The sequence below is a fragment of the Streptomyces sp. NPDC093984 genome (assembly GCF_044764595.1).
GTDB lineage: Bacteria > Actinomycetota > Actinomycetes > Streptomycetales > Streptomycetaceae > Streptomyces > Streptomyces cynarae.
Window position 1 is genome coordinate 78184 of the sequence record NZ_JBIWIM010000003.1, and the last position, 26070, is coordinate 104253.

Below are 26070 nucleotides of genomic sequence, written 5' to 3' on the forward strand. Positions count from 1 at the left end.
CCGGGCATGCGAAACGGCGAGGCCCCATCGGACCTCGCCGTTTCTCCCGGCTCGTGGCTCTTGGCTCTTGGCTCTTGCCGCGTGACTCGTGGATCTCAGACGTTGAACCCGAGCGCCCGCAGCTGCTCGCGACCGTCGTCCGTGATCTTGTCGGGGCCCCACGGCGGCATCCAGACCCAGTTGATGCGCAGCTCGTTGACGAGGCCGTCCGTGGCGGACTTGGCCTGGTCCTCGATGACATCCGTCAGCGGGCAGGCCGCCGAGGTCAGGGTCATGTCGACGGTGGCGATGTTCGCCGCCTCGTCGATGTGGATGCCGTAGATCAGGCCGAGGTTGACGACGTCGATGCCCAGCTCGGGGTCGACGACGTCCATCAGGGCCTCGCGGAGCTCCTCCTCCGAGACCGGCTTCATCTCCACGGTGTCGCTCATGCCGTCTTCCTTTCGGCCTCGGCTGCGCCCAGCGCCTGGGCCGTCGCGTCCTTCCACGCCATCCAGCTCAGGAGGGCGCACTTCACCCGCGCCGGGTACTTGGACACCCCGGCGAACGCGACCGCGTCCTCCAGGACGTCCTCCATCGCGTCGTCGGGCTCGATCCTGCCCTTGGACTGCATCAGCTCCAGGAAGGTCTCCTGGATCTTCTGCGCCTCGGCCAGCTCCTTGCCGACGAGGAGTTCGTTCAGTACGGAGGCCGAGGCCTGGCTGATGGAGCAGCCCTGGCCCTCGTACGAGACGTCCTTGATCGTCGTGCCGTCGTACCTCACGCGAAGGGTGATCTCGTCGCCGCACGTCGGGTTCACGTGGTGCACCTCGGCGTCGCCATCCCGCAAGCCCCGCCCGTGCGGGTTCTTGTAGTGGTCCAGGATGACTTCCTGGTACATGGAGTCCAGCTTCACCTTGTCAGCACGCCCTTCAGCCGAAGAAGTTCCGTACGTGCTCCAGGCCCTCGACCAGAGCGTCGATCTCGGCCGGCGTGGAGTACAGATAGAACGACGCTCGCGTGGTCGCAGGAATTCCGTACCTGAGGCACACCGGGCGGGCGCAGTGGTGGCCGACCCGGACCGCGATGCCCTGCTCGTCGAGGACCTGGCCCACGTCGTGCGGGTGGATGTCGCCGAGCGTGAAGGAGATCGCCGCGCCCCGGTCCTCGGCCGTGGTGGGGCCGATGATCTTCAGGTCGGGAACCTCGCCCAGCCGCTTCACCGCGTACTCGGTGAGGGCGTGCTCGTGGGCGAGGATCTTGTCCATGCCGATCGAGTTCAGGTAGTCGATGGCCGCGCCCAGACCGACCGCCTGCGCGATCGGCGGGGTACCCGCCTCGAACTTGTGCGGGGCGGGAGCGTACGTCGACGAGTGCATCGACACCGTCTCGATCATCTCGCCGCCGCCCAGGAACGGAGGCAGGTCCTCCAGCAGCTCCTGGCGTCCCCACAGCACGCCGATACCGGTCGGGCCGCACATCTTGTGGCCGGTGAAGGCCACGAAGTCGGCCTGCAGGGCCTGCACGTCCAGCGGCATGTGCGGCGCGGCCTGGGAGGCGTCGACGCAGACCAGGGCGCCGACCTCCTGGGCGCGGCGCACTATCGCCTCGACCGGGTTCACGGTGCCCAGGATGTTCGACACCAGCACGAAGGAGACGATCTTCGTCTTCTCCGTGATGATCTCGTCGATGTCGGACAGGTCGAGGCGGCCGTCCTCGGTGAGGCCGAACCACTTCAGCTTCGCGCCCGTGCGCTGCGCCAGCAGCTGCCACGGCACGATGTTGGAGTGGTGCTCCATCTCCGTGATGACGATCTCGGTCTCGGAGTCCACCCGGTAGGGCTCGTCGGCCCAGCCGAGCATGTTCGCCACGAGGTTCAGCGACTCGGAGGCGTTCTTGGTGAAGATCACCTCGTCGCGGCTCGGCGCGTTGATGAACTCGGCGACCTTGTCACGCGCACCCTCGTACAGCGCCGTGGCCTCCTCGGCGAGCACATGCACACCGCGGTGGACGTTGGCGTTGTAGCGCTCGTAGTACTCGCTGAGGACGTCCAGCACCTGGCGCGGCTTCTGCGACGTCGCCGCGTTGTCCAGGTACACGAGCTTCTTGCCGTCGTGGACCAGTCGGTCCAGGACGGGGAAGTCCTTACGGATCGCCTCGGTGTCGAGGAGGCCCGGCAGCTGTGTCACGCGGATGCGCCACCCTTCACGTATGCCTCGTAGCCCTCGTTCTCCAGCTTGTCCGCGAGCTCGGGGCCGCCGGACTCGACGATGCGGCCGCCGGCGAACACGTGGACGTGGTCGGGCTTGATGTAGCGCAGGATGCGCGTGTAGTGCGTGATCAGCAGGGTGCCGACCTCGCCGGTCTCGCGGACGCGGTTGACGCCCTCGGAGACGATGCGAAGCGCGTCGACGTCCAGACCCGAGTCGGTCTCGTCGAGGATCGCGATCTTCGGCTTGAGCAGCTCGAGCTGGAGGATCTCGTGGCGCTTCTTCTCACCGCCGGAGAAGCCCTCGTTCACGTTGCGCTCGGCGAAGGACGGGTCGATGTTGAGGCGCTCCATGGCCTCCTTGACCTCCTTCACCCAGGTGCGCAGCTTCGGGGCCTCGCCGCGGATCGCGGTGGCCGAGGTGCGCAGGAAGTTGGAGACCGAGACGCCGGGGACCTCGACCGGGTACTGCATCGCCAGGAACACGCCCGCGCGGGCGCGCTCGTCGACGGACATCTCCAGGACGTCCTCGCCGTCGAGCAGCACGGTGCCGCCGGTGACGGTGTACTTGGGGTGACCCGCGAGCGAGTAGGCGAGGGTCGACTTGCCCGAGCCGTTGGGGCCCATGATGGCGTGCGTCTCGCCCTGCTTCACGGTGAGGTCGACGCCCTTGAGGATCTCCTTCGTGGCGTTGTCGGCCTCGACGGTGACGTGCAGGTCTCGGATTTCAAGCGTTGCCATGGGTGCCTCAGGACTCCTGGGTGAGGGAGACGAGCACGTCGTCCCCTTCGATCTTTACGGGGTATACGGGGACGGGGCGCGTCGCGGGAAGGGCGTCCGGCTTGCCGGAGCGGAGGTCGAAGCGCGAGCCGTGCAGCCAGCACTCGATGTGGCAGTCGTCGACCTCGCCCTCGGACAGGGAGACGTTCGCGTGCGAGCAGATGTCGTTGATCGCGAACACCTCGCCCTCGGTGCGCACGACGGAGATGGGCGTGCCGTCGAGTTCCACCCGCTTCGGGGTGTCCTCCTCCAGCTCGCTCAGACCGCAGACACGTACGAAGGCGCTCATGCGACGGACGCCTCCAGCTCCTCTTCGATCTTGGCGATCAGCCGCTCCTCGATGTCCGCGACGCCGATCTGCTGGACCAGCTCGGCGAAGAAGCCGCGGACCACCAGGCGGCGCGCCTCGTGCTCCGGGATACCGCGGGCCATCAGGTAGAACAGCTGCTCGTCGTCGAAGCGGCCGGTGGCGCTGGCGTGGCCGGCGCCGACGATCTCGCCGGTCTCGATCTCCAGGTTGGGGACCGAGTCGACGCGGGCGCCGTCCGTCAGGACGAGGTTGCGGTTCATCTCGTAGGTGTCCGTGCCCTCGGCCTTGGCCTCGATGAGCACGTCACCGATCCACACGGCGTGCGCGTCGTCGCCCTGGAGCGCGCCCTTGTAGACGACGTTCGACTTGCAGTGCGGGGTGTTGTGGTCGACGAAGAGCCGGTGCTCCTGGTGCTGGCCCCGGTCGGTGAAGTACAGGCCGAACAGCTCGGCCTCGCCGCCGGTGCCGGCGTAGGTCACCCGCGGGTGCAGACGGACCACGTCGCCGCCGAAGGTCACGATCACGGACTTGAAGCTCGCGTCCCGGCCGACCAGCGCGTTGTGCTGGGCCACGTGCACGGCCTTGTCGTCCCAGTCCTGGACCGAGACGACGGTCAGCTTGGCGCCGTCACCCACGATGTAGTCGACGTTGGCGGCGAGCACCGCGTCACCGGTGTGGTCGATGACGACGACGGCCTCGGCGAAGGCGCCCAGCTCGATGACCTGGTGGCCGAAGGCGGTCCCGCCCTCGCCGTGCACCGCGATACGGATCGGCTCGGTGAGCACGGTGTCCTTGGCGACGGTCACGACCGAGGCCTTCTCGAAGGCGGAGTACGCCTGGGCGGCGACGCGGTCCACCGGGGTGCCCGCCGTGCCGAGCCGCGCGTCGTCGCGGCCTACGGTCTCGACGGTGACGCCCTCGGGGGCCTGGACGTCGACCTTCACGCCGTCGCCGTTCGCGACGGCGGTGCCGTCGTGCAGCCCGCGCAGCCGCTCCAGCGGGGTGAACCGCCACTCCTCCTCGCGGCCGTGCGGCACCGGGAAGTCCGCCACGTCGAAGGACGGCGGCGCGCTCATGCGCGTGGCGACGGTCGACTCGGCGGCGACCGCGATCGAGCCGGCGGTGGTGGAACCCACCGGAATGTTCTGGGCCTCAGCCATGGCTGTCGTTGTGCTCTCTTCCTGCGTCAGAAATCTGCGTGCTGCTTGTCCGGCGGCGGTCGTCAGCCGACCGCACCCTCCATCTGCAGCTCGATCAGCCGGTTGAGCTCCAGGGCGTACTCCATGGGCAGCTCCTTGGCGATCGGCTCGACGAAGCCGCGCACGATCATCGCCATCGCCTCGTCCTCGGACAGGCCGCGGCTCATCAGGTAGAAGAGCTGGTCCTCGGAGACCTTGGAGACGGTGGCCTCGTGACCCATGGAGACGTCGTCCTCACGGACGTCCACGTACGGGTACGTGTCCGACCGGGAGATGGTGTCGACGAGCAGCGCGTCGCAGAGCACGTTCGACTTCGATCCGGCGGCGCCCTCGCCGATCTCGATCAGACCACGGTAGGACGTACGACCGCCACCGCGCGCGACGGACTTCGACACGATGTTGGACGACGTGTTCGGCGCCATGTGGACCATCTTGGCGCCCGCGTCCTGGTGCTGGCCCTCGCCCGCGAAGGCGATGGAGAGGGTCTCGCCCTTGGCGTGCTCGCCCATCAGGTAGACGGCGGGGTACTTCATCGTCACCTTGGAGCCGATGTTGCCGTCGACCCACTCCATGGTCGCGCCCTCGTAGGCGACGGCGCGCTTGGTGACCAGGTTGTAGACGTTGTTCGACCAGTTCTGGATGGTCGTGTAGCGGCAGCGGGCGTTCTTCTTGACGATGATCTCGACGACCGCGCTGTGCAGGGAGTCGCTCTTGTAGATCGGGGCCGTGCAACCCTCGACGTAGTGCACGTAGGCACCCTCGTCGACGATGATCAGGGTCCGCTCGAACTGGCCCATGTTCTCCGTGTTGATGCGGAAGTAGGCCTGGAGCGGGATCTCCACGTGCACGCCCTTCGGCACGTAGATGAAGGAGCCGCCGGACCACACGGCGGTGTTCAGCGCGGCGAACTTGTTGTCACCGGCCGGGATGACCGTGCCGAAGTACTCCTTGAAGAGCTCCGGGTGCTCCTTCAGCGCGGTGTCGGTGTCGAGGAAGATGACGCCCTGCTCCTCCAGGTCCTCGCGGATCTGGTGGTAGACGACCTCCGACTCGTACTGGGCCGCGACACCGGCCACGAGGCGCTGCTTCTCCGCCTCCGGGATGCCGAGCTTGTCGTACGTGTTCTTGATGTCCTCGGGGAGGTCCTCCCAGGACTCCGCCTGCTTCTCCGTGGAGCGCACGAAGTACTTGATGTTGTCGAAGTCGATGCCGGACAGGTCCGAGCCCCAGTTCGGCATGGGCTTCTTCTCGAAGAGCTTCAGGCCCTTCAGGCGCAGCTTGGTCATCCACTCCGGCTCGGACTTCTTCGCCGAGATGTCGCGGACGACCTCCTCGTTGAGGCCGCGCCTGGCGGAGGCACCGGCCACGTCGGAGTCGGCCCAGCCGTATTCGTACTTGCCCAGGCCCTCGAGCTCAGGGTGGGCAGTCTCCGTGGGGAGAGTCATGCGGGGTTCCTCCCGGCCGTGCTTGCAGATGCGTTGTGGGTGGTCTCGGAAATCTTCGAAGCCTTGCGGGGCGTCTGGCGCGCCGCCTTGGGGATGAACGTCGTGCAGACGCCGTCGCCGTGCGCGATCGTGGCCAGTCGCTGGACGTGCGTGCCGAGCAGCTGAGAGAAGACCTCCGTCTCGGCCTCGCACAGCTGCGGGAACTGTTCCGCGACATGGGCGACCGGGCAGTGGTGCTGGCACAGCTGCTCGCCGACCGGTGCGCTGCGCGCCGTAGCAGCGTACCCGTCCGCACTCAGGGCCTTGGCCAGCGCTTCGGTGCGCCGTTCGGGAGCGGCGGCGTCGATCGCCTCGCGGTACGCACCGGCCTGGGCGGCGATCCGGGCGCGGGCGAACGCGGCGACGGCCGCCTCGCCGCCCTCGTGCTCCGCGATCCAGCGCAGAGCGTCCGCGGCGAGCTTGTCGTACGACTGGTCGAAGGCGTCGCGGCCGCAGTCCGTGAGCGCGAAGACCTTGGCGGGCCGCCCGCGCGTGCGCGTGCCGTACACCCGCTGCTCGCGCGCCTCCACGACGTCGTCGGCGACGAGTGCGTCCAGATGACGGCGTACGGCCGCCTGGGTGAGTCCCAGCCGTCCGGCCAGCTCGGCGACGGTCGACGGGCCGTGGTCCAGGATGGACCGCGCGACCCGGTTGCGCGTCGAGCGCTCCCCGGTCGCGAACTCCTCCTGAGGGGCCCCCACCGGGGTCTCCCGAGCCTCGCCGACGTTTTTCACAACGCCATTGTTGCGTAATTCCGCAGAAGCTGACAAGCGCCGTCCGGACGGGCGGCCGGTGCGGTACATCACTTAGGCATGCCTAAGCCGACCTGGGGAAACGCTGCGCGATCGATCAAACCGGTGGCGGTCACCGGCGGCGTGGACAAGACTCCCAGGTCATGCCCACACCCCTTCCGACCGGCCCTCTTGTCACGAGGGACGGTCTTCGCGCACAGCTGCGCGCGCTCGGCGTCACGCCCGGCGAGATCCTCCTCGTGCACACCTCGCTCAGCGCCCTCGGCTGGGTCAACGGAGGCGCCGTCTCGGTCGTCCAGGCACTGCTCGACGCCCTCGGCCCGGACGGAACGCTGGTGGTGCCGACGCAGTCCGGAGATCTGTCGGACCCGGCGCTGTGGGGAAATCCGCCGGTGCCCGAGGAATGGTGGGAGACCATCCGGGCCACCATGCCCGCCTACGACCCGCGGACCACGCCCACGCGCGGGGTCGGCGTGATCCCTGAGACCGTACGCACCTGGCCGGGCGCCCTGCGCAGCGCGCACCCCCAGACCTCCTTCGCCGCGGTCGGCCCGCACGCCGCGGAGATCGTCCAGGGCCACGCGCCCGACTGCCGCCTGGGCGAGCGCAGCCCGCTGGCCCGGCTGGAGGCCCTGGGCGCCCGGGTGCTGCTGCTGGGGGCCGGATACGACTCCTGCACCTGTTTCCATCTGGCGGAGTACCGCATACCCTCGCCGGTCGTCCAGGTGGGGCGGCCCGGACCGAACGGCTGGGAAGTGGTGACCGAGGTGTCGATCACTTCCGAGCGCTTCGACGAGCTGGGGCACGACTTCGAGCGGGACCGGCCCGTCACACGGGGAAGGGTGGGCGCGGCCGACGCGCGGCTGTTCCCCCTCGCGGACGCGGTGGCCTACGCGGAGCGGTGGCTGGCACTGCACAGGCCGCGGGAGGAGTAGTTTCCGGACGTGGTCGTACCCGGTGCAATCGGTTTCCGGCCCCCCTCGTCCGGCGCCCGACGCTCCTACCTAGACTCTGGACCCATGGGAAGCGAGCCGGTCGTCCAGGTACAGGCCCTGGTGAAGCGGTATGGCACGAAGACCGCGGTGAACGGGCTCGACCTGGTGGCCCGGGCGGGCATCACCGCTGTTCTCGGCCCCAACGGGGCGGGAAAGACGACCACGGTCGAGACCTGCGAGGGCTACCGGAAGCCGGACTCCGGCACGGTCCGCGTCCTGGGTCTCGACCCGATCCGGGAGGCCGCCGCGCTGCGCCCCCGGATCGGTGTGATGCTCCAGTCCGGCGGCGTGTACTCGGGTGCCCGGGCGGAGGAGATGCTCCGCCACGTGGCGAAGCTGCACGCGTATCCCCTCGACGTGGACGCGCTCGTCGAGCGGCTGGGGCTCGGCAGCTGCGGGCGGACGCCGTACCGGCGCCTGTCGGGCGGACAGCAGCAGCGGCTCGCGCTCGCCATGGCCGTCGTCGGGCGCCCCGAGCTGGTGTTCCTGGACGAGCCGACCGCCGGCCTCGACCCGCAGGCCCGCCGGGCCACCTGGGACCTCGTCCGCGATCTGCGCACCGACGGCGTCTCCGTGATCCTGACCACGCACTACATGGACGAGGCCGAGCAGCTCGCCGACGACGTCGCCATCATCGACGCGGGCCGGGTCATCGCCCAGGGCCACCCGGAGGAGCTGTGCCGCGGCGGCGCCGAGAACACGCTCCGCTTCACCGGCCGGCCCGGCCTCGACGTGGGCTCCCTGCTGAAGGCGCTCCCGGCCGACTGTTCGGCGGCGGAGCTGACGCCGGGCGCGTACCGCGTCATCGGCAAGGTCGATCCGCAGCTGCTGGCCACGGTCACCTCGTGGTGCGCGCAGCACGGGGTGATGCCGGACAGGATCTCGGTCGAACGGCACACCCTGGAGGACGTTTTCCTCGAGCTCACCGGCAAGGAGTTGCGCGCATGAATCCGGCCCGCACAACGATCGGCCGGGGGGCCGGCCCGCGGCGCAGCCGCGATCGGATGCAACGTCCCCCGGAGAGGCACAGCTTGGAGCCCACCGGCAAGGAGCCGCGCTCGTGACCACCGTCGGCACCTACACGCCCAAGCCCGGCGCGGCCCCCCTGCCCCGCATGATCGCCGCGCAGGCCGCGCTCGAGACGCGGATGCTGCTGCGCAACGGCGAGCAGCTGCTCCTGACGGTCGTCATCCCCACGCTGCTGCTGGTCCTCTTCAGCTCGGTCGACATCGTCGACACCGGCGCGGGCAAGGCCATCGACTTCCTCGCCCCCGGCATCCTGGCGCTCGCCGTGATGTCGACCGCGTTCACGGGACAGGCCATCGCGACCGGCTTCGAGCGCCGCTACGGCGTGCTGAAGCGGCTCGCGTCCTCCCCGCTCCCCCGCTGGGGGTTGATGACCGCCAAGACGGCCTCCGTCCTGGTCACCGAGGTCCTCCAGGTGGCCCTGCTGACGGTGATCGCGTTCGCGCTGGGCTGGTCGCCGCACGGCAACCCCCTCGCCGTGCTGCTCCTGCTGGTCCTCGGCACGGCAGCCTTCTCCGGGCTCGGCCTGCTGATGGCGGGCACGCTGAAGGCGGAGGCCACCCTGGCCGCCGCCAACCTGGTGTTCCTGCTGCTGCTCGTGGGCGGCGGTGTCATCGTGCCGCTGGACAAGTTCCCCTCCGGCGCCCAGGACGTGCTCGGCCTGCTTCCGATCTCCGCCCTCTCCGACGGCCTCAGGTCCGTGCTGCAGCACGGGGCCGGAACGCCCTGGGGCGACCTGGGCATCCTGGCGGTGTGGGCCGTGGTGGGGCTGGCCGCGGCCGGGAGGTTCTTCCGCTGGGAGTGACACACCTCGCGGACCCCTCGTGAAACCGTGCACAAGCCGCCCCCTACCATGAAAGGCGTGCCAAACGTGACTCGCGCCGACGCCACAGCGGCCGTGCGCAACCCGCTCGCCTTCATCGCCGCCCGCTGGACCCCGCACCCTCGGACGGTTCAGCGGGCGGCACTTGCCGCGCTCATCATGTCGGTGGTCATCGTCGTCACCGGCGGTGCCGTGCGCCTGACCGGCTCCGGGCTGGGCTGCCCGACCTGGCCCGAGTGCACGGACGGCTCGCTGACCACGACCCGCGCCATGGGCTGGCACGGCGCCATCGAGTTCGGCAACCGCATGCTGACGTACGTGCTGTGCGCGGCCGTCGGCTGGGCGATCGTCGCGGCCCGGTCGGAGAAGCCGCGGCGGCGCAGCCTCACCCGGCTCGGCTGGGCGCAGTTCTGGATCGTGATGAGCAACGCGGTCCTCGGCGGCATCGTGGTCCTGGTCGGCCTCAACCCGTACACCGTCGCCGCCCACTTCCTGCTGTCCACCGCGCTGATCACGGTGGCCACGGTGATGTGGCAGCGCACACGGGAGGGCGACGAGGCACCGCGCCCGCTGGTCGGCAAGGCCGTCCAGCAGTTGGTGTGGTTCCTGGTGGTCGCCTCGGTGCTGCTGATCGCGGTCGGCACGGTCGTCACCGGTGCGGGACCGCACGCGGGCGACTCCCGCGAGGTCGATCGGATGCACGTCGACTGGGAGACCGTCGCCAAGGGGCACGCCGTGCTCGCCTGGATCGTGGTGACGCTGACGTTCGCCCTGTGGTTCGTCCTGAAGGCGGTCGACGCGCCGAGCGGTCCGCTGCACCGCACACGTGAGCTGTTCCTGATCCTCCTCGGCCAGGGCGTCATCGGTTATGTCCAGTACTTCACGCACCTGCCGGAGCTTCTGGTCGGCCTGCACATGCTGGGCTCCTGCCTGGTGTGGATCGGGGTGCTCCGGGTGCTGCTGTCGCTGCGGGAACGCGTTGACGTGACCGCCCACCTCCCGGGTCCCTCGACGGAGTCGGCCCTCACCAAGGCCTGACGGTCGCGCCGAGGGCGTAGGGCTCACTCCAGCCCGTAGACCCGCCGCGCGTTCCCCGCCGCGATCATCCCCGCCACGCGCTGCGCGTCCGCGAGCGACCAGGCGCCCTCGGCGACCCAGCCGCCCAGCAGCCGGGACAGCGCCTCGCGGAAGAGGCGGGCGCCGATCACATGGAGTTCGGGCAGGCCGTGGGCGCCGCTGGAGAAGAGGACCTTGCCGAAGGGTGCCAGCTCCAGGACCTCGGCCAGGACGGCGGCGGCCCGGGCGCCGGTGCGCACCAGGGCCGCGCCCAGGTCCGCGTAGACGTGCGGGAAGACCCCGGCCAGATGCGCCGCGTGCCGGTGGTACGGATAGCCGTGCAGCAGGATCAGGTCCGTGCCGAGACCGGCCGTGGCGCGGACGAAGTCGGTGAGCAGGACGGGGTCGGTGCGGTCGATGCGCAGGCCCGGTTCGCCGAGGCCGGCGTGGAGCTGGAGCGGCCGGCCCGAGGCCACCGCGCTCCACAGCAGATGGCGCAGCAGCACCGGGTCCGACAGGGTGCCTCCGACTCTGCGGCCCGCCAGCCAGCGTCCGGCCGCGCCCCGCACCTCCCCCGGGCCCGGCGGCTCAGGGGCGAGCGCCAGACCGTGCCGTACGCCCGCCACCGAGGTGAACGCCACCGCGTGTGCCGCCGCCCCGTGGATCGACTCGGCGAGATTGGCGAGGAACCCCTCGACGGTGCCGGAGGTGTCGGCCACCTGTTCGGCGAGCAGCTCCAGGCGGACGATCTCGTGCGCCTCGGCTTCCCCGGCGGACGCCATCTCGGCGGGCCCGGTCAGATCGCCGGGCAGCCCGGTGTCGACGAGGTAGGTGGTGATGCCGCTGCCGCGCAGCAGCCTGCGCCCCGCCTCCAGGACGCCGAGTTCGCGCCGCCGGGCGAGATAGCGCGCCGGCGGGCAGTGCGGCTCCAGGCCGAGCAGCGGCGGACACCAGCGGCGTACGGCGAAGCCCGTCTGGGTGTCGAAAAGGGTCGTACCGGCGGCGGGCGGCCCCTCGGTACGGGCGAGGTGGGCCTCGAAGGTGCCGAGGCCCAGCTCGGTACGGACCACGCCGTGGCAGTACTGGTCCACCAGGGAAGGCGTTTCGATCATCCGGACTCCCGTGACTGGACCGTGCCTGCTGAAGGTCCTAACGGGTGAACCCGGCGTGAGGTGTTGCTACTGGGCGTTGCGCGTGCCGCCCACCTGGATCCCCGCCATGCGCGTCCACTCGTACGGGCCGGTCTTCACCTTGCCCGCGAACTCACCGTCGAACGCCTCGTGGACGGTGATGCCGGACTTCTCCACCGCCTTCTCGGCCACGGCGTAGGTGGGCGCCACGAGGTCGCCCCAGGTGCCGTCCTCGCCGACGAGCACGATGCGGGCCCCGCGCTGCCCGATGTACGCGACCTGGCCCTCGGCGCCGCCGTGGGCCTTGGAGAAGGAGTCGATCCGCCGGGCGATCCGGGCCGCCCTGCGCTCGTCCTTGGGGTCAACCTGCTGCGTGTCTGCCATGGTCAGGATGCTACCGATGAGTAGATCCACTGGCGAGAGCGGTGCCCTGTGACGTACGTCGGCTGCCCGGAGGTGTTCGTCAGCGGAGGAACGGATCCACCGCCACCGCGACGAACAGCAGCGAGACGTACGTGATCGACCAGTGGAAGAGCCGCATCTCCTTCAGCTTGGCCCCGGTGGCCTCCGCCTTCGCCCGGTTCTGCAGCGCGTGCGCCTCCCACAGCCACCAGCCGCCCGCTGCCAGCGCGACCGCCGTGTAGAACCAGCCGGTGTAGCCGAGCGGGGTCAGCAGCAGGGAGACCACGACCATCACCCAGCTGTAGATCACGATCTGCCGGGCGACCACCTTGTTGGAGGCGATGACCGGCAGCATCGGCACGCCCACGCGCGCGTAGTCCTCCCTGACCTTCATGGACAGCGGCCAGTAGTGCGGCGGCGTCCAGAAGAACATGACGAGGAAGAGGATGACCGGCGCCCACGACATGGAGTCGGTGACGGAGGACCAGCCGATGAGCACCGGCATGCAGCCGGCGATACCGCCCCACACGATGTTCTGCGACGTACGGCGCTTGAGGATCATCGTGTAGACGACGACGTAGAAGAGGAGGGCTCCGAGCGACAGCCACGCCGACAGCCAGTTGACGGTGAAGCCGAACAGGAGCGTGGAGACGACCGCCAGCGTGATGCCGAAGGCGAGGCACTCGCGCGGGCTGACCATGCCGGTGACCAGCGGGCGCTGGGAGGTGCGGTCCATGAGCGCGTCGATGTCGCGGTCGATGTACATGTTCAGCGCGTTGGCGCCGCCCGCGGACAGGTAGCCGCCGATGCAGGTGAGCAGGACCAGCTTCAGGTCCGGCACGCCCTGCTGGGCGAGGAACATCACCGGGACCGTGGTGATCAGCAGCAGCTCGATGATCCGCGGCTTGGTCAGTGCCACGAACGCCTTGACACGGGCCCCGAACGGCCGGTGGCTCGGGCTCTGGCTCGCACCGAGTACCCCCTCCCCCAGTGCCTTAAGGGCCTGGGAGGTGCCCCCAGGACGGGATTCGACGGCCGTCACGCACACCCCTGACAGAGACATCCCAGCGAGCCGTGGCTGTGAACGCCCAGTAAAGGCTCGCGCGTACTCACGCAACTTTAGACGTTGCCCGAAGCGCGCCCTTCGCGGGGGGTGGGTCGTGTTCGCCGGTGGCTGTGCGGCCGGTGAAACGAACGGTGGAAAGAACGGTGGTGTACGAGCCGGACTGAGCTCGGTTGAGCGATCGGATGAGCGGGTCCGTATTCAGTTGCCGACTACGGATATGGCGGGTCGGGAGGCGGACCTCCGAGACTCCCGGCAGTCTGGAATGACCCGAAAAGACGCACGTACTTACAGGGGTAGGCTCAGCAGCGGCCGGTGGGCGCCCAGTGCACCGGCATTCGACATGTGGAGAGGAGCCCTGACCCAGGGTGAGCACCAAGCCGACCACCACAGACCTCGAGTGGACCGAGTTGGACCAGCGTGCGGTCGACACCGCGCGTGTCCTGGCCGCCGATGCCGTACAGAAGGTCGGAAACGGCCATCCGGGTACGGCGATGAGCCTGGCTCCGGCCGCCTACACCCTCTTCCAGAAGGTGATGCGCCACGACCCGGCCGACGCCGACTGGGTGGGCCGTGACCGCTTCGTGCTGTCCGCCGGCCACTCGTCCCTGACCCTCTACACCCAGCTCTACCTGGCCGGTTTCGGCCTTGAGCTGGATGACCTGAAGGCCTTCCGCACCTGGGGCTCCAAGACCCCCGGCCACCCCGAGTACGGGCACACGGTGGGCGTGGAGACGACGACCGGCCCGCTGGGCCAGGGTGTCGCCAACGCCGTGGGCATGGCGATGGCCGCCCGCTACGAGCGCGGCCTGTTCGACCCGGACGCCCCGCAGGGCGAGTCCCCCTTCGACCACTTCGTCTACTGCATCGCCGGCGACGGCTGCCTCCAGGAGGGCATCTCCGCCGAGGCGTCCTCGATGGCCGGGCACCAGAAGCTCGGCAACCTCATCCTGCTGTGGGACGACAACCACATCTCCATCGAGGGCGACACCGCGACCGCTGTCTCCGAGGACACGGCTCGGCGGTACGAGGCCTACGGCTGGCATGTGCAGCGCGTCGCCCCGAAGCCGGACGGCGACCTCGACCCGCACGCGATCTACAACGCGATCCAGGCAGCGAAGAAGGTCACGGACCGGCCGTCCTTCATCGCGATGCGTTCGATCATCGCCTGGCCCGCCCCGAACGCGCAGAACACCGAGGCCGCGCACGGCTCCGCGCTTGGCGAGGACGAGGTCGCGGCCACCAAGCGGGTCCTCGGCTTCGACCCGGAGAAGTCCTTCGAGGTCGCGGACGAGGTCCTGGCGCACACCCGCGAGGCGCTTCGGCGAGGCCGTGAGGCCAAGGCCGAGTGGGAGAAGTCCTTCCAGCAGTGGCGGGACAACAACCCCGAGCGCGCCGCCGAGTTCGACCGGATCAGCAAGGGCGAGCTGCCCACCGGCTGGGAGGAGAAGCTCCCGGTCTTCGAGGCGGGCAAGGGCGTCGCCACGCGTGCCGCCTCCGGCAAGGTGCTCCAGGCCCTCGGCGCGGTGATCCCCGAGCTGTGGGGCGGCTCCGCCGACCTCGCCGGGTCGAACAACACCACGATCGACAAGAACAGCTCGTTCCTCCCGGCCGACAACCCGCTGCCGGAGGCGAGCCCCTACGGCCGCACGATCCACTTCGGCATCCGCGAGCACTCCATGGCCGCGGAGATGAACGGCATCGCGCTGCACGGCAATACCCGCATCTACGGCGGCACGTTCCTCGTGTTCTCCGACTACATGCGCAACGCCGTGCGCCTGTCCGCGCTGATGCACCTGCCGGTGACGTACGTGTGGACGCACGATTCCATCGGCCTCGGCGAGGACGGCCCCACCCACCAGCCGATCGAGCACCTGGCGTCGCTGCGCGCGATCCCGGGCCTGAACATCGTGCGCCCGGCCGACGCCAACGAGACCGCGATCGCCTGGCGCGAGATCCTCAAGCGCTGGACGAAGGAGTTCGGCAAGGGCGCCCCGCACGGTCTGGCGCTGACCCGTCAGGGCGTGCCGACGTACGAGCCCAACGAGGACACCGCGCGCGGCGGCTACGTGCTGTTCGAGGCGGAAGGCGGCGAGCCGCAGGTCATCCTGATCGCCACCGGGTCCGAGGTGCACGTCGCCGTCGAGGCGCGCGAGCAGCTCCAGGCCGACGGCGTTCCTACGCGGGTCGTGTCGATGCCGTCCGTGGAGTGGTTCGAGGAGCAGGACCAGGGGTACCGGGACAGCGTCCTGCCGCCCTCGGTGAGGGCGCGGGTCGCGGTCGAGGCCGGGATCGGCCTCACCTGGCACAAGTACGTCGGGGATGCGGGACGCATCGTTTCCCTGGAGCACTTCGGTGCTTCGGCCGACGGCAAGGTGCTCTTCCGCGAGTTCGGTTTCACTGCCGAGAACGTCGCATCCGCCGCCCGGGAATCGATCGCCGCAGCCCAGCGCTGACGCTGATACACGACACGTAGGAGATGCATTTTCCATGACAGACGCACTCAAGCGCCTCTCCGAGGAAGGCGTCGCGATCTGGCTGGACGACCTGTCGCGCAAGCGGATCACGTCCGGCAACCTCGCCGAACTGATCGACCAGCAGCACGTCGTGGGCGTCACCACCAACCCGACGATCTTCCAGAAGGCGATCTCGTCGGGCGACGGCTACGAGCAGCAGCTCGCCGACCTCGCCGCCCGCAAGGTCACCGTCGAAGAGGCGATCCGCATGATCACCACGGCGGACGTCCGGGACGCCGCGGACATCCTGCGTCCGGTGTTCGACGCCACCGAGGGCCAGGACGGCCGGGTGTCGATCGAGGTCGACCCGCGGCTCGCGCACAACACCCGGGCCACCGTCGCCGAGGCCAAGCAGCTGGCCTGGCTGGTAGACCGGCCGAACACCCTCATCAAGATCCCAGCGACCCGTGCGGGCCTGCCGGCGATCACCGAGACCATCGGCAACGGCATCAGCGTCAACGTCACGCTGATCTTCTCGCTGGAGCGCTACCGCGAGGTCATGGACGCCTACCTCGGCGGCCTGGAGAAGGCCCGCGAGAAGGGCCTGGACCTCTCCAAGATCCACTCGGTGGCGTCCTTCTTCGTCTCCCGCGTCGACACCGAGATCGACAAGCGGATCGACGAGCTGGGCACCGACGAGGCCAAGGCGCTGCGCGGCAAGGCCGCGGTCGCCAACGCGCGCCTGGCCTACGAGGCGTACGAGGAGGTCTTCTCCTCGGACCGGTGGAGCGCGCTGGAGAAGGCCGGCGCGAACAAGCAGCGTCCGCTGTGGGCCTCCACCGGCGTGAAGGACAAGGCGTACAAGGACACCCTGTACGTGGACGAGCTGGTGGCGCCGAACACGGTGAACACCATGCCGGAGGCCACACTGGTGGCCACCGAGGACCACGGCGAGATCACCGGCAACACCGTCGCCGGCACCTACGAGCAGGCGCGCGCCGATCTCGACGCGCTCGCGAAGCTCGGGATCTCGTACGACGAGGTGGTCCAGCTCCTGGAGGACGAGGGCGTCGATAAGTTCGAGGCCTCCTGGAACGACCTGCTCAAGTCGACCGAGGCGGAACTGCAGCGCCTCGCGCCCTCGGAGGGCTGACATCTTGACATCCGTACACGGAGCGAATCCGCTTCGTGACGCCGCGGACCGACGGCTCCCGCGTATCGCGGGGCCGTCGGGCCTGGTCATCTTTGGCGTTACGGGCGATTTGTCACGTAAAAAGCTGATGCCGGCCGTTTACGACCTGGCAAACCGCGGCCTGCTGCCGCCGGGCTTCTCGCTCGTCGGCTTCGCCCGCCGCGACTGGGAGCACGAGGACTTCGCCAAGGTGGTCCACGACGCCGTCAAGGAGCACGCCCGTACGCCGTTCCGCGAGGAGGTCTGGCAGCAGCTCATCCAGGGGATGCGCTTCGTCCAGGGCACCTTCGACGACGACGACGCCTTCGAGCGGCTCCGCGGGACGATCGAGGAGCTCGACAAGGCGCAGGGCACGGGCGGCAACTTCGCCTTCTACCTCTCCGTGCCGCCCAAGTCCTTCCCGGTGGTCATCCAGCAACTGAAGAAGCACGGCCTCGCCGACCAGCAGGCCGGCTCCTGGCGCCGCGCGGTCATCGAGAAGCCGTTCGGCCACGACCTGAAGTCGGCCGAGGAGCTCAACAAGGTCGTGCACGAGGTCTTCGCCCCGGACCAGGTCTTCCGCATCGACCACTACCTGGGCAAGGAGACCGTCCAGAACATCCTGGCGCTGCGCTTCGCCAACACGATGTTCGAGCCGATCTGGAACCGGTCCTTCGTGGACCACGTGCAGATCACGATGGCCGAGGACATCGGCATCGGCGGCCGCGCGGGCTACTACGACGGCATCGGTGCCGCCCGTGACGTCATCCAGAACCACCTGCTGCAGTTGCTGGCGCTGACGGCCATGGAGGAGCCCGCGTCCTTCGACGCCGACGCGCTCGCCGCGGAGAAGACCAAGGTGCTCGGCGCGGTCCGGCTGCCGAAGGACCTGGGCGCCTCCACCGTGTTCGCGCAGTACGCGGCCGGCTGGCAGGGCGGCGAGAAGGTCATCGGGTACCTCGAGGAAGAGGGCATCGACAAGAAGTCGAAGACCGACACCTACGCCGCGGTGAAGCTGGCGATCGACAACCGCCGCTGGGCGGGCGTGCCGTTCTACCTGCGCACCGGCAAGCGGCTGGGCCGCCGGGTGACGGAGATCGCGGTCGTCTTCCAGCGCGCCCCGCACTCCCCCTTCGACACCACGGCCACCGAGGAGCTGGGCCAGAACGCGGTCGTCATCCGCGTCCAGCCGGACGAGGGCGTCACCGTGCGCTTCGGCTCCAAGGTGCCCGGTACCTCGATGGAGATCCGGGACGTGTCCATGGACTTCGCCTACGGCGAGTCCTTCACGGAGTCCAGCCCGGAGGCGTACGAGCGCCTGATCCTGGACGTGCTGCTGGGTGACGCCAACCTCTTCCCGCGGACGGAGGAGGTCGAGCTGTCCTGGAAGATCCTCGACCCGATCGAGGAGTACTGGGACGAGCACGGCAGGCCCGCGCAGTACCCGGCCGGCACCTGGGGGCCCGTCGAGGCGGACGAGATGCTTCAGCGAGACGGACGGAGCTGGCGCCGGCCATGAAGATAGACCTCACGGACACCACGGCCAGCAAGATCAACAAGGCGCTGGTGGAGGGCCGCCGAGCGATCGGCACGCCCGCCGTCGGCATGGTGCTCACGCTGGTCATCGTCACCGACGAGGAGAACGCCTACGACGCGCTGAAGGCCGCGAGCGAGGCCTCGCGCGAGCACCCCTCGCGCACCCTCGTGGTCATCAAGCGCGTCTCGCGTTCGCCGCGCGACCGCACCTCCTCGCGTCTGGACGCGGAGGTGCGGGTGGGCGCGGACGCGGGCACCGGCGAGACGGTCGTGCTGCGGCTGTACGGCGAGGTGGTGGACCACGCCCAGTCCGTGGTGCTGCCGCTGCTGCTGCCGGACGCGCCGGTCGTCGCCTGGTGGCCGGTGAACGCGCCGCTCGACCCGGCGAACGACCCGCTCGGCGCGCTCGCGCAGCGCCGGGTGACGGACTCCTACACGGCTCAGGCGCCGGTACGGGAGCTGAGCGCCCGGGCCGATGCCTACACGCCCGGCGACACGGACCTGTCCTGGACCCGCATCACGCCCTGGCGCTCGATGCTGGCCGCGGCCCTCGACCAGGTCACCTGCGAGGTGCGGAAGGTCGAGGTGGAGGGCGAGGAGTTCAACCCGAGCTGTGAACTCCTGGCGATGTGGCTGGCGGACCGCTTGGACGTCCCGGTGAAGCGCTCGATCTCCTCGGGCCCCGGCCTGACCGCGGTCCGCATGGAGACGAGCTGCGGCCCGATCACCCTGGGCCGCGCGGACGGCTCGCTCGCGACCCTGTCCATCCAGGGCCAGCCGGACCGTGCCGTGGCGCTCAAGCGCCGGGAGACGGCCGAGCTGATCGCGGAGGAGCTGCGGAGGCTCGACCCGGACGACACGTACGCGTCGGCGCTGCGGTACGGGGTGGACCGGCTGAACACGGAGGCCGCCGAGGCTCCGGCTCACGAGCCGGAGGCCGGCGACCCCGTGGCCGGCGAGCCTGCGGCTCAGGAACCGGAGGCGGTCGAGGCACCCGTGGAGACGGCCGCGAAGGCCCCCGCGAAGAAGGCCACCAAGAAGGCCCCGGCGAAGAAGGCGGCCGCCAAGTGACTGCTCCCCAGCTCGTCGTGCACCGCGACAAGGAGTTGATGGCCCAGGCCGCGGCGGCCCGGCTGATCACGAAGATCGTGGACGCGCAGGCCTCGCGCGGCTCCGCGTCGGTCGTGCTCACCGGTGGCCGCAACGGCAACGGCCTGCTCGCCGCGCTCGCCGCCGCGCCGGCCCGGGACGCCATCGACTGGGGGCGCCTGGACCTGTGGTGGGGCGACGAGCGGTACCTGCCGGAGGGCGACCCGGAGCGCAACGTGACCCAGGCCCGTCAGGCCCTGCTGGACTCCGTGCCGCTGGACCCGAAGCGCGTGCACGCCATGCCCGCGTCGGACAGCCCGTACGGGGCGGACGTGGAGTCTGCGGCCGAGGCGTACGCGGCGGAACTGGCCCGGGCCGCGGGTCCCGAGAACCACGGCTCGGTGCCCACCTTCGACGTGCTGATGCTGGGCGTCGGCCCGGACACGCATGTGGCGTCGCTGTTCCCGGAACTGCCGGCGGTACGGGAGACGGAACGAACGGTCGTCGCCGTCCACGGCGCGCCGAAGCCGCCGCCGACGCGTATCTCCCTCACGCTGCCGGCGATCCGCGCGGCGCGCGAGGTGTGGCTGCTGGCGGCGGGCGAGGACAAGGCGCAGGCGGCGGCGATCGCCCTGTCGGGCGCGGGCGAGATCCAGGCGCCCGCGGCGGGCGCGCACGGCCGCTCGCGCACGCTGTGGCTGCTGGACGCGGCGGCGGCATCGAAGCTGCCCCGCGCTTTGTACCCACCGGCGTCGCCGTGAGGAGGTGCGGCGGGGCTGAACATGGGCTTCTCGCCCCCGCCGCCCCTGCCTTTTCCGTCCCTGCGGGCTCCGCCCCCGGGCCCCCGCTCCTCGAACGCCGGAGGGGCTGATCATTCAGCCCGTCTGGGGGTCCCCTGCTCGAAGCAGCTCGGGGAGTTTGAGGACCAGGCCACGGGCCGACAGCGGGGGTCCGGGGCGGAGCCTGGGTCCCCCTGCTCGAAGAGCTCGAGGAGTTTGAGGACCAGGCCGCAGGCCGACAGCGGGGGTCCGGGGGCGCAGCCTGGTCCCCCTGCTCGAAGAGTTTGAGGACCAGGCCACGGGCCGACAGCGGGGGTCCGGGGGCGGAGCCTGGTCCCCCTGCTCGAAGAGTTTGAGGACCAGGCCGCAGGCCGACAGCGGGGGTCCGGGGGCGGAGCCTGGGTCCCCTTGCTCGAGGCGTTTGAGGACCAGGCCGCAGGCCGACAGCGGGGGTCCGGGGGCGGAGCCCCCGACGGGGTCGAAGGGGCGGAGCCCCTGGAGGGATGGGACGGGTAGGGGCGGCGGGGGCGAAAACCCCCTCCCGCAACCCCTACTTCACCGAGCCCGCCATCACCCCCTGCACGAAGTGCCGCTGGAACGCGAAGAAGACAACCACCGGCACGATCAGCGACAGGAACGCCCCCGGCGCCAGTACATCGATGTTGCTGCCGAACTGCCGTATCTGCGACTGGAGTTCGACGGTCAGCGGTTGTGAGGAGCTGTCCGCGAACAGCAGCGCCACCAGCATGTCGTTCCACACCCACAGGAACTGGAAGATGGCGAGGCTCGCGATCGCGGGCCGCCCCACCGGCAGGACCAGCCGGGTGAAGATCCGCCACTCACTCCCCCCGTCCATCCGCGCCGCCTCCAGCATCTCCTTCGGCATCTCCGCGAAGTAGTTCCGCAGCAGGAACACCGCGAACGGCAACCCGTAGGCCACGTGGAAGAGGACGACGCCCGGGATCGTCCCGAACAGGCCCAGCGCGCCGAAGAGCTTCGCCACCGGCAGCAGACCGATCTGCACCGGCACCACCAGAAGCGCCACCACCAGCAGGAAAAGCGGCTCCCGCCCGGGAAAGTCCAGCCACGCGAACGCGTACCCGGCGAGCGCCGCCAGCGCGACCACCAGCGCCGTCGCCGGCACCGAGATCAGCACGGTGTTCCAGAAGGCCTGCGTGATCCCGGCGTTCTTCAGCAGCGCCGAGTAGTTGTCGAAGGACAGCTGCCCGGGGCTGACCAGCGCTGTCCACCAGCCGCCCTTCGCCGTGTCCTCCGACGACCGCAGCGACGACACGAACAGCCCCGCCAGCGGGGTCAGCCAGATCAGGCCGACCACCACCAGGAAGGCCTGCACCAGCCCGTTGCCCAGCCCCCGCCTCACCGCGTTCATCGCTGACTCCTTCGGAAACGCCGGACGTTGAAGACCATCGCCGGGATCACCAGCAGCAGGAGCAGCACACCCAGCGCGCTGCCGAGGCCCTGGTTGTTGCCGCCGCCGAACGACACCAGCCACATCTGGGTGGCGAGCACGGTCGCGTCCTCCTGCACCGGCCCGGGCGCGATGATGTAGACGAGGTCGAACACCTTCATCACGTTGATGACGAGGGTCACGAAGACCACGGTCAGCACCGGGGCCAGCAGCGGCACCGTGATCCGCCGGAAGATCTGCCACTCGTTCGCCCCGTCCATCCGCGCCGCCTCCAGCGCGTCCCGCGGGAGCGTCGACAGCCCGGCGCCGATCAGCACCATCGCGAAGCCGGTCCAGATCCACAGGTACGCCCCGATGATCGCGGGCGTGACCAGCGTCGGCCCGAGCCATGAGACTCCCTGGTACGGCGCCGCGAAGTTCGAGGACGGCAGCTTGACCGTGTAGGAGCCGGACTTCAGCCCCGGGAAGCGGAAGGAGCCGTCGGCCGCAGTCGTCGTACTGGCGACCGTCCGCCCGTCGCGCACGGCCTCGACCTTCATCCCGGGCAGCCCGCTCTCCCGCGGGTCGACCTTCCCCTGCTTCCCGCCGCCACCGGGTGTGAAGTCCAGGTAGACGACCCCGCGCAGTTCGTCCGCCGGGGCCTTCTTCCCGGCCGCCGCGTACGCGGGCGAGGCGTCCTTCGGCAGGTCCTTGGGCAGCACGCCGACCATCGGAAGCGTCACCGAGTCACCCGGTGAGGCGCCCGCACTCGTCGCGTACGACCCGTCACGACCCTGCGTCAGGCCCTGCCCCACGCGCGCCCGCGCCGTGGGATACGACGACGTGCCCTTGAACGCGTCGTGGATCGAGACAGCGGCCGCGTTCAGCACTCCCTTGTTCGGGTCCTCGTCGTAGGCGAGCCGGAAGATGATGCCGGCGGCGAGGAAGGAGACCGCCATCGGCATGAACAGCAGCAGCTTGAACGCCGTCGCCCAGCGGACCTTCTCCACCAGCACGGCCAGGATCAGGCCGAGCCCCGTCAGCAGCGCCGGAGCCACGACCACCCAGATCGTCGTGTTCCGGATGGCCTTCAGCGTCGCCGGGTCGCGGAACATCTCGGCGTAGTTGTCCCCGCCCACGAACCGGGTGCCGGAGGCGTCGAAGAAGCTGCGGCCGATCGAGAACAGCACGGGGTAGACGACGAGCGCACCGAGCAGCAGCAGCGCGGGGAACACGAACAGCAGGGCGATGATCCGCCCCCGCCGCCGGGTGCGGCGCCTCACGGCGGCACCGGCGGCGGTCGGCGGGCTCGCCTCATTCACGAGCGTGGCGGTCATGCCGATCAGCCCTGGTACGCCTTGGCCGCCGCGTCCTCAAGCTGGGCCGCGGTCGCCTTCGGGTTCGACGGGTCGCGCAGGAAGTCCTGCAGCAGCTTCCACTCGCCCGCGCCCTTGGTGCCGCCGAAGGCCGCCGGAGCCTGGTCGGACATGTCGAAGCGGACCGAATCGCCCGCCGCGATCAGGGACTTGGCCGTCGCCCGCGTCACGTCGTCGCCGTAGGAGGAGAGGTCGAGCTTCTTGTTCGGGGACAGGAAGCCGCCCGCCTTCGCCCACACGGCCGCGGCCTCGGGGGTCGCCAGGTACTCCAGCAGCTTCATGCCGGCCTTGGCGTTCTTGCCGTCCTTGAGGACGGCCGCCGCGTCACCACCGCTGACGACCGGCGCCGTACCGCCGTCGACCGACGGGAACGGGAAGAAGTCCGCGTCCTTGCCGATGGTCTTGCCGAACTGGTCGTGCGCGACCCCGGCCACGAAGTCGCCCTCGTAGACCATGCCCGCCTGGGGCTTGGGCCCGAACACCTTCTCCACAGAGCCCGGGAAGTCGGTGTTCAGGGCCTCCTTCTGCCCGCCCGCGATCAGCTGCTTGTCCTTGAACAGCTTGCCCAGCGTGGTGAGCGCCTTGACCACGCTCGGGTCGGTCCACTTCAGCTTGTGCGCGGCGAGCGCGTCGTACTTCTCGGGACCTGCCTGAGAGAGGTAGATGTTCTCGAACCAGTCGGTGAGGGTCCAGCCGTCCTCGCCCGCGACCGCGAAGGCGGCGAGGCCCGAGTCGGAGATGGTGTGCCCGGCCTTCAGCATCTCGTCGTACGTCTTCGGCGGCTTGACCCCGGCCTGGTTGAGCGCGTCGGGGCTGTACCAGACGGTCGACTTGTGGGCGGCCTTGAAGTACAGGCCGTACAGGGTGCCGTCGACGCTGCCGTACTTCTTCCACACCGGCGCGTAGTTGCTGTCGACCGACTTCTCGGTGGTCGCGGACAGCTTCTGGAGCCAGCCCTTCTTGGCGAACTGCTGGAGCACGCCGACCTGCGGGACCATCACGACGTCCGGCGCGTTGCCGCCCTCGATCTTGCTGCCGACGACGGTGGAGACGTTGTCGCCGGTGGAGATGAACTGGGTCTTGGCGCCGGTCTTCTCGCTGAACGCGTCCAGGACCTTCTGGAAGTTCTTCTGCTCGCTGCCGGTCCAGACGCCGGCCACGGTGACCGTCTGGCCGCTGAGGGCCTTGTCACCGCCGCCCGCGGTGACGGGGCCGCCGCCGCAGGCGGTCGCGCCGAGTGCGAGGGCGAGGGCGGTGCAGCCGGTGAGCAGGGTGGTACGTCGTCGCATCATCGTTGATGTCCCTTCGGGGATGGGGGAATGGACGGGGTCAGAGGTCGGTGCCGTCGCTGATCCACCAGGCGGCCGTCGAGCCGGGGAGCACCCCGGGCGGGCAGGGGCCGCTGGCCAGCAGGGGGGTGCCGGAGACCGGCGCGGGCGTGGGGGCGGTACCGAAGTTGACGGCACAGACCAGGTCGTCGCCGCGTACGAAGGCGAGGACGCCGGGCGGGGTGTCCAGCCAGCGCATCGTGCCCTCGCCCAACTGCGGGAGCGAGGAGCGCAGTTGGAGGCCGTCGCGGTACAGGTGCCAGAAGGAGCGGGTGTCGGCGAGGGCGCGGTCGGTGGCGTGCTCGGCGAACCACTCCGGCTGTGGCAGCCAGGGCCTGGCCCCCTCGGCGCCGGAGGTGAAGCCGAACGGGGAGGCCTGCCCGGACCAGGGCAGCGGCACCCGGCAGCCGTCGCGGATCCGGGCGCGGCTTCCGGTGCGGCGGAAGATCGGGTCGGTGAGCACGTCGTCGGGCAGGTCGACGACCTCGGGCAGGCCGAGCTCCTCGCCCTGGTAGATGTACGCGGCCCCGGGCAACGCCAGCATCAGCAGCGCGGCGGCGCGGGCACGGGCGGCACCGAGGCCACTGCCCTGGGGGGTGGGTTCTCCGTAGCGGGTGACGGTGCGGACCTGGTCGTGGTTGTTGAGGACCCAGGTGACCGTGGAGCCCGTGCCGGCGATGTCCTGCATGGCCTCGGAGATCACCTTGCGGAAGGCGTCGGGGTCCCAGGGGGCGCTGAGCAGGTCGAAGAAGAAGGCCTGGTGCAGCTCGTCCGGCCGGACGTACTTGGCGTGCTCGCGGGCGGTCGGAACCGAGACCTCTCCGACCAGGAGGCGCTCACGGCCGTCGCGTGCCGTGTACTCCTCGCACACCGATCGCCAGTGGCGCCACACGTCGTGCACCTCAGGCTGGTTCCAGGCGAGCGGGTTGACCGAGTCGCGGGTGCGGGCGTCGGCCTCCGGGTCCGGGGAGTCGGGCAGCTCCGGGTGCTTGAACAGGCCCGCGGCGACATCGATGCGGAAGCCGTCGACGCCCCGGTCCAGCCAGAAGCGCAGCACGCGGTCGAACTCGGCGGGGACCTCGGGGTTGCGCCAGTTCCAGTCGGGCTGCTCGGGCGTGAACATGTGCAGGTACCACTGGCCGGGGTGGCCGTCCGTCTCCGTGACGCGGGTCCAGGCCGGGCCGCCGAACATGGCGTGCCAGTTGTTGGGCGGCTCGGAGCCGTCGGGCCCGCGGCCGTCGGAGAAGTGGAAGCGGGCGCGGGCCGGGCTGCCGGGCGGCGAGGCGAGGGCCTCGCGGAACCACGGGTGCTCGCTGGAGCAGTGGTTGGGGACGATGTCCAGGAGCACTTTGATGCCGAGCCGCCGGGCGGCCGCCGTGAGCAGGTCGAACTCGGCGAGGTCGCCGAAGAGCGGGTCGACGTCGCAGTAGTCGGAGACGTCGTAGCCGTGGTCGTGCTGCGGTGAGGGGTAGAAGGGGCTCAGCCAGATCCCGTCGACGCCGAGCTTCTTCAAGTACGGCAGGCCTGCCCTGACGCCGGCCAGATCGCCGATGCCGTCGCCGGTGCTGTCCAGGAAGCTGCGGACGTACACCTGGTAGATCACTGCGTCGCGCCACCAGCGACGGGTGTCGATGTGCTTGGGACTCACCCCGTTGACCTGTCTGTGCGTGCTAACGGTTATGCATGCATGTTAGGTAGCTGTTCCACGAGGGTGTCAAC

The 26070-nt window shown here is 69.9% G+C and carries 24 protein-coding genes; 9 read left to right on the forward strand and 15 right to left on the reverse strand.

Features of this window, described 5'->3' with window-relative positions; all coding sequences use genetic code 11:
• Positions 1–95 precede the first annotated feature (95 nt).
• The 8 genes from ACIRC0_RS12560 to ACIRC0_RS12595 form a co-directional block, all read right to left on the reverse strand.
• Positions 96–431, reverse strand: a complete 336-nt coding sequence (locus tag ACIRC0_RS12560) for a metal-sulfur cluster assembly factor (RefSeq protein WP_103844434.1) — start codon at positions 429–431, stop codon at positions 96–98.
• On the reverse strand, positions 428–895 hold the full coding sequence (gene sufU, locus ACIRC0_RS12565; protein WP_403614939.1) for a Fe-S cluster assembly sulfur transfer protein SufU: 468 nt from the start codon (positions 893–895) through the stop codon (positions 428–430). Before sufU ends, ACIRC0_RS12560 begins: the two co-directional genes overlap by 4 nt.
• Before the next feature lie 16 nt (positions 896–911).
• Complete coding sequence (locus ACIRC0_RS12570; RefSeq protein ID WP_403614942.1) at positions 912–2168, reverse strand: cysteine desulfurase; 1257 nt, start codon at positions 2166–2168, stop codon at positions 912–914.
• Positions 2165–2929 (reverse strand): Fe-S cluster assembly ATPase SufC, encoded by a 765-nt coding sequence (gene sufC / locus ACIRC0_RS12575; protein ID WP_103844431.1) that lies wholly within the window; start codon positions 2927–2929, stop codon positions 2165–2167. Before sufC ends, ACIRC0_RS12570 begins: the two co-directional genes overlap by 4 nt.
• Positions 2930–2936: 7 nt before the next feature.
• The gene (locus ACIRC0_RS12580) at positions 2937–3257 is read right to left on the reverse strand and encodes a non-heme iron oxygenase ferredoxin subunit (protein WP_103844430.1); all 321 of its coding nucleotides are present in this window, start codon (positions 3255–3257) and stop codon (positions 2937–2939) included.
• A complete protein-coding gene (gene sufD, locus ACIRC0_RS12585; RefSeq protein ID WP_403614946.1) occupies positions 3254–4438 on the reverse strand; it encodes a Fe-S cluster assembly protein SufD in 1185 nt (394 codons plus the stop codon). Before sufD ends, ACIRC0_RS12580 begins: the two co-directional genes overlap by 4 nt.
• A 62-nt stretch (positions 4439–4500) precedes the next feature.
• On the reverse strand, positions 4501–5922 hold the full coding sequence (gene sufB, locus ACIRC0_RS12590) for a Fe-S cluster assembly protein SufB (protein WP_403614949.1): 1422 nt from the start codon (positions 5920–5922) through the stop codon (positions 4501–4503).
• Complete coding sequence (locus tag ACIRC0_RS12595) at positions 5919–6695, reverse strand: helix-turn-helix transcriptional regulator (RefSeq protein WP_403614951.1); 777 nt, start codon at positions 6693–6695, stop codon at positions 5919–5921. Before ACIRC0_RS12595 ends, sufB begins: the two co-directional genes overlap by 4 nt.
• Before the next feature lie 161 nt (positions 6696–6856).
• Between ACIRC0_RS12595 and ACIRC0_RS12600 the strand changes: the two genes are divergently transcribed.
• From ACIRC0_RS12600 to ACIRC0_RS12615, 4 genes are all read left to right on the forward strand, one after another.
• Positions 6857–7648 (forward strand): aminoglycoside N(3)-acetyltransferase, encoded by a 792-nt coding sequence (locus ACIRC0_RS12600; RefSeq protein WP_403614954.1) that lies wholly within the window; start codon positions 6857–6859, stop codon positions 7646–7648.
• Positions 7649–7732: 84 nt separating this feature from the next.
• Complete coding sequence (locus ACIRC0_RS12605; protein ID WP_403614957.1) at positions 7733–8656, forward strand: ABC transporter ATP-binding protein; 924 nt, start codon at positions 7733–7735, stop codon at positions 8654–8656.
• 166 nt (positions 8657–8822) lie between these two features.
• Positions 8823–9539: an ABC transporter permease gene (locus tag ACIRC0_RS12610; protein WP_403616464.1), complete on the forward strand. Its 717-nt coding sequence runs from the start codon at positions 8823–8825 to the stop codon at positions 9537–9539.
• A gap of 48 nt (positions 9540–9587) precedes the next feature.
• Positions 9588–10595 (forward strand): heme A synthase, encoded by a 1008-nt coding sequence (locus tag ACIRC0_RS12615; RefSeq protein ID WP_403614960.1) that lies wholly within the window; start codon positions 9588–9590, stop codon positions 10593–10595.
• Between the two features lie 23 nt (positions 10596–10618).
• Here ACIRC0_RS12615 and ACIRC0_RS12620 read toward each other — a convergent pair whose 3' ends face one another.
• From ACIRC0_RS12620 to ACIRC0_RS12630, 3 genes are all read right to left on the reverse strand, one after another.
• Positions 10619–11725 (reverse strand): amidohydrolase family protein, encoded by a 1107-nt coding sequence (locus tag ACIRC0_RS12620; protein WP_200423278.1) that lies wholly within the window; start codon positions 11723–11725, stop codon positions 10619–10621.
• 66 nt (positions 11726–11791) lie between these two features.
• Positions 11792–12127 carry a hypothetical protein gene (locus tag ACIRC0_RS12625; protein WP_403614964.1) on the reverse strand — a complete coding sequence of 112 codons (336 nt, stop codon included), beginning with the start codon at positions 12125–12127 and terminating at the stop codon, positions 11792–11794.
• A gap of 79 nt (positions 12128–12206) precedes the next feature.
• Complete coding sequence (locus ACIRC0_RS12630) at positions 12207–13193, reverse strand: heme o synthase (RefSeq protein WP_403616466.1); 987 nt, start codon at positions 13191–13193, stop codon at positions 12207–12209.
• A gap of 383 nt (positions 13194–13576) precedes the next feature.
• On the opposite strand from ACIRC0_RS12630, the gene tkt reads away from it, so the two are divergent.
• Genes tkt through pgl form a run of 5 tightly spaced genes read left to right on the forward strand, consistent with a single transcriptional unit; the run spans position 13577 to position 20221 of the window.
• Positions 13577–15664: a transketolase gene (tkt, locus tag ACIRC0_RS12635; protein ID WP_403614967.1), complete on the forward strand. Its 2088-nt coding sequence runs from the start codon at positions 13577–13579 to the stop codon at positions 15662–15664.
• Between the two features lie 34 nt (positions 15665–15698).
• Positions 15699–16817, forward strand: a complete 1119-nt coding sequence (gene tal, locus ACIRC0_RS12640) for a transaldolase (RefSeq protein WP_403614971.1) — start codon at positions 15699–15701, stop codon at positions 16815–16817.
• A gap of 4 nt (positions 16818–16821) precedes the next feature.
• Positions 16822–18354 carry a glucose-6-phosphate dehydrogenase gene (zwf, locus tag ACIRC0_RS12645; protein ID WP_403614973.1) on the forward strand — a complete coding sequence of 511 codons (1533 nt, stop codon included), beginning with the start codon at positions 16822–16824 and terminating at the stop codon, positions 18352–18354.
• Positions 18351–19442, forward strand: a complete 1092-nt coding sequence (gene opcA / locus ACIRC0_RS12650) for a glucose-6-phosphate dehydrogenase assembly protein OpcA (protein WP_403614975.1) — start codon at positions 18351–18353, stop codon at positions 19440–19442. Before zwf ends, opcA begins: the two co-directional genes overlap by 4 nt.
• Positions 19439–20221 (forward strand): 6-phosphogluconolactonase, encoded by a 783-nt coding sequence (gene pgl / locus ACIRC0_RS12655; protein ID WP_403614978.1) that lies wholly within the window; start codon positions 19439–19441, stop codon positions 20219–20221. The genes opcA and pgl overlap by 4 nt, the downstream gene beginning before the upstream one ends.
• Positions 20222–20789: 568 nt before the next feature.
• On the opposite strand, the gene ACIRC0_RS12660 is transcribed toward pgl, so the two are convergent.
• From ACIRC0_RS12660 to ACIRC0_RS12675, 4 genes are read right to left on the reverse strand one after another with little or no spacing between them, the layout of a single operon-like run.
• The gene (locus ACIRC0_RS12660; protein ID WP_403614981.1) at positions 20790–21629 is read right to left on the reverse strand and encodes a carbohydrate ABC transporter permease; all 840 of its coding nucleotides are present in this window, start codon (positions 21627–21629) and stop codon (positions 20790–20792) included.
• Positions 21626–22984 (reverse strand): ABC transporter permease subunit, encoded by a 1359-nt coding sequence (locus tag ACIRC0_RS12665; protein WP_403614983.1) that lies wholly within the window; start codon positions 22982–22984, stop codon positions 21626–21628. The genes ACIRC0_RS12660 and ACIRC0_RS12665 overlap by 4 nt, the downstream gene beginning before the upstream one ends.
• Positions 22985–22989: 5 nt before the next feature.
• Positions 22990–24315, reverse strand: coding sequence for an ABC transporter substrate-binding protein (locus ACIRC0_RS12670; protein WP_403614985.1), 1326 nt, complete (start codon positions 24313–24315; stop codon positions 22990–22992).
• 37 nt (positions 24316–24352) lie between these two features.
• The gene (locus ACIRC0_RS12675; protein WP_403614987.1) at positions 24353–25999 is read right to left on the reverse strand and encodes a glycoside hydrolase family 13 protein; all 1647 of its coding nucleotides are present in this window, start codon (positions 25997–25999) and stop codon (positions 24353–24355) included.
• Between the last annotated feature and the right edge of the window lie 71 nt (positions 26000–26070).

Excerpts from the sequence above, each read along its gene's own strand:
- ACIRC0_RS12605 (WP_403614957.1), top strand. The coding sequence starts at position 7,733 with ATGGGAAGCGAGCCGGTCGTCCAGGTACAGGCCCTGGTGAAGCGGTAT.
- ACIRC0_RS12660 (WP_403614981.1), bottom strand. The coding sequence starts at position 21,629 with ATGAACGCGGTGAGGCGGGGGCTGGGCAACGGGCTGGTGCAGGCCTTC.
- sufB (WP_403614949.1), bottom strand. The coding sequence starts at position 5,922 with ATGACTCTCCCCACGGAGACTGCCCACCCTGAGCTCGAGGGCCTGGGC.
- ACIRC0_RS12610 (WP_403616464.1), top strand. The coding sequence starts at position 8,823 with ATGATCGCCGCGCAGGCCGCGCTCGAGACGCGGATGCTGCTGCGCAAC.
- ACIRC0_RS12620 (WP_200423278.1), bottom strand. The coding sequence starts at position 11,725 with ATGATCGAAACGCCTTCCCTGGTGGACCAGTACTGCCACGGCGTGGTC.
- sufC (WP_103844431.1), bottom strand. The coding sequence starts at position 2,929 with ATGGCAACGCTTGAAATCCGAGACCTGCACGTCACCGTCGAGGCCGAC.
- ACIRC0_RS12615 (WP_403614960.1), top strand. The coding sequence starts at position 9,588 with ATGAAAGGCGTGCCAAACGTGACTCGCGCCGACGCCACAGCGGCCGTG.
- ACIRC0_RS12580 (WP_103844430.1), bottom strand. The coding sequence starts at position 3,257 with ATGAGCGCCTTCGTACGTGTCTGCGGTCTGAGCGAGCTGGAGGAGGAC.
- ACIRC0_RS12560 (WP_103844434.1), bottom strand. The coding sequence starts at position 431 with ATGAGCGACACCGTGGAGATGAAGCCGGTCTCGGAGGAGGAGCTCCGC.
- opcA (WP_403614975.1), top strand. The coding sequence starts at position 18,351 with ATGAAGATAGACCTCACGGACACCACGGCCAGCAAGATCAACAAGGCG.
- tal (WP_403614971.1), top strand. The coding sequence starts at position 15,699 with ATGACAGACGCACTCAAGCGCCTCTCCGAGGAAGGCGTCGCGATCTGG.
- sufD (WP_403614946.1), bottom strand. The coding sequence starts at position 4,438 with ATGGCTGAGGCCCAGAACATTCCGGTGGGTTCCACCACCGCCGGCTCG.
- ACIRC0_RS12625 (WP_403614964.1), bottom strand. The coding sequence starts at position 12,127 with ATGGCAGACACGCAGCAGGTTGACCCCAAGGACGAGCGCAGGGCGGCC.
- ACIRC0_RS12665 (WP_403614983.1), bottom strand. The coding sequence starts at position 22,984 with ATGACCGCCACGCTCGTGAATGAGGCGAGCCCGCCGACCGCCGCCGGT.
- ACIRC0_RS12600 (WP_403614954.1), top strand. The coding sequence starts at position 6,857 with ATGCCCACACCCCTTCCGACCGGCCCTCTTGTCACGAGGGACGGTCTT.
- ACIRC0_RS12670 (WP_403614985.1), bottom strand. The coding sequence starts at position 24,315 with ATGATGCGACGACGTACCACCCTGCTCACCGGCTGCACCGCCCTCGCC.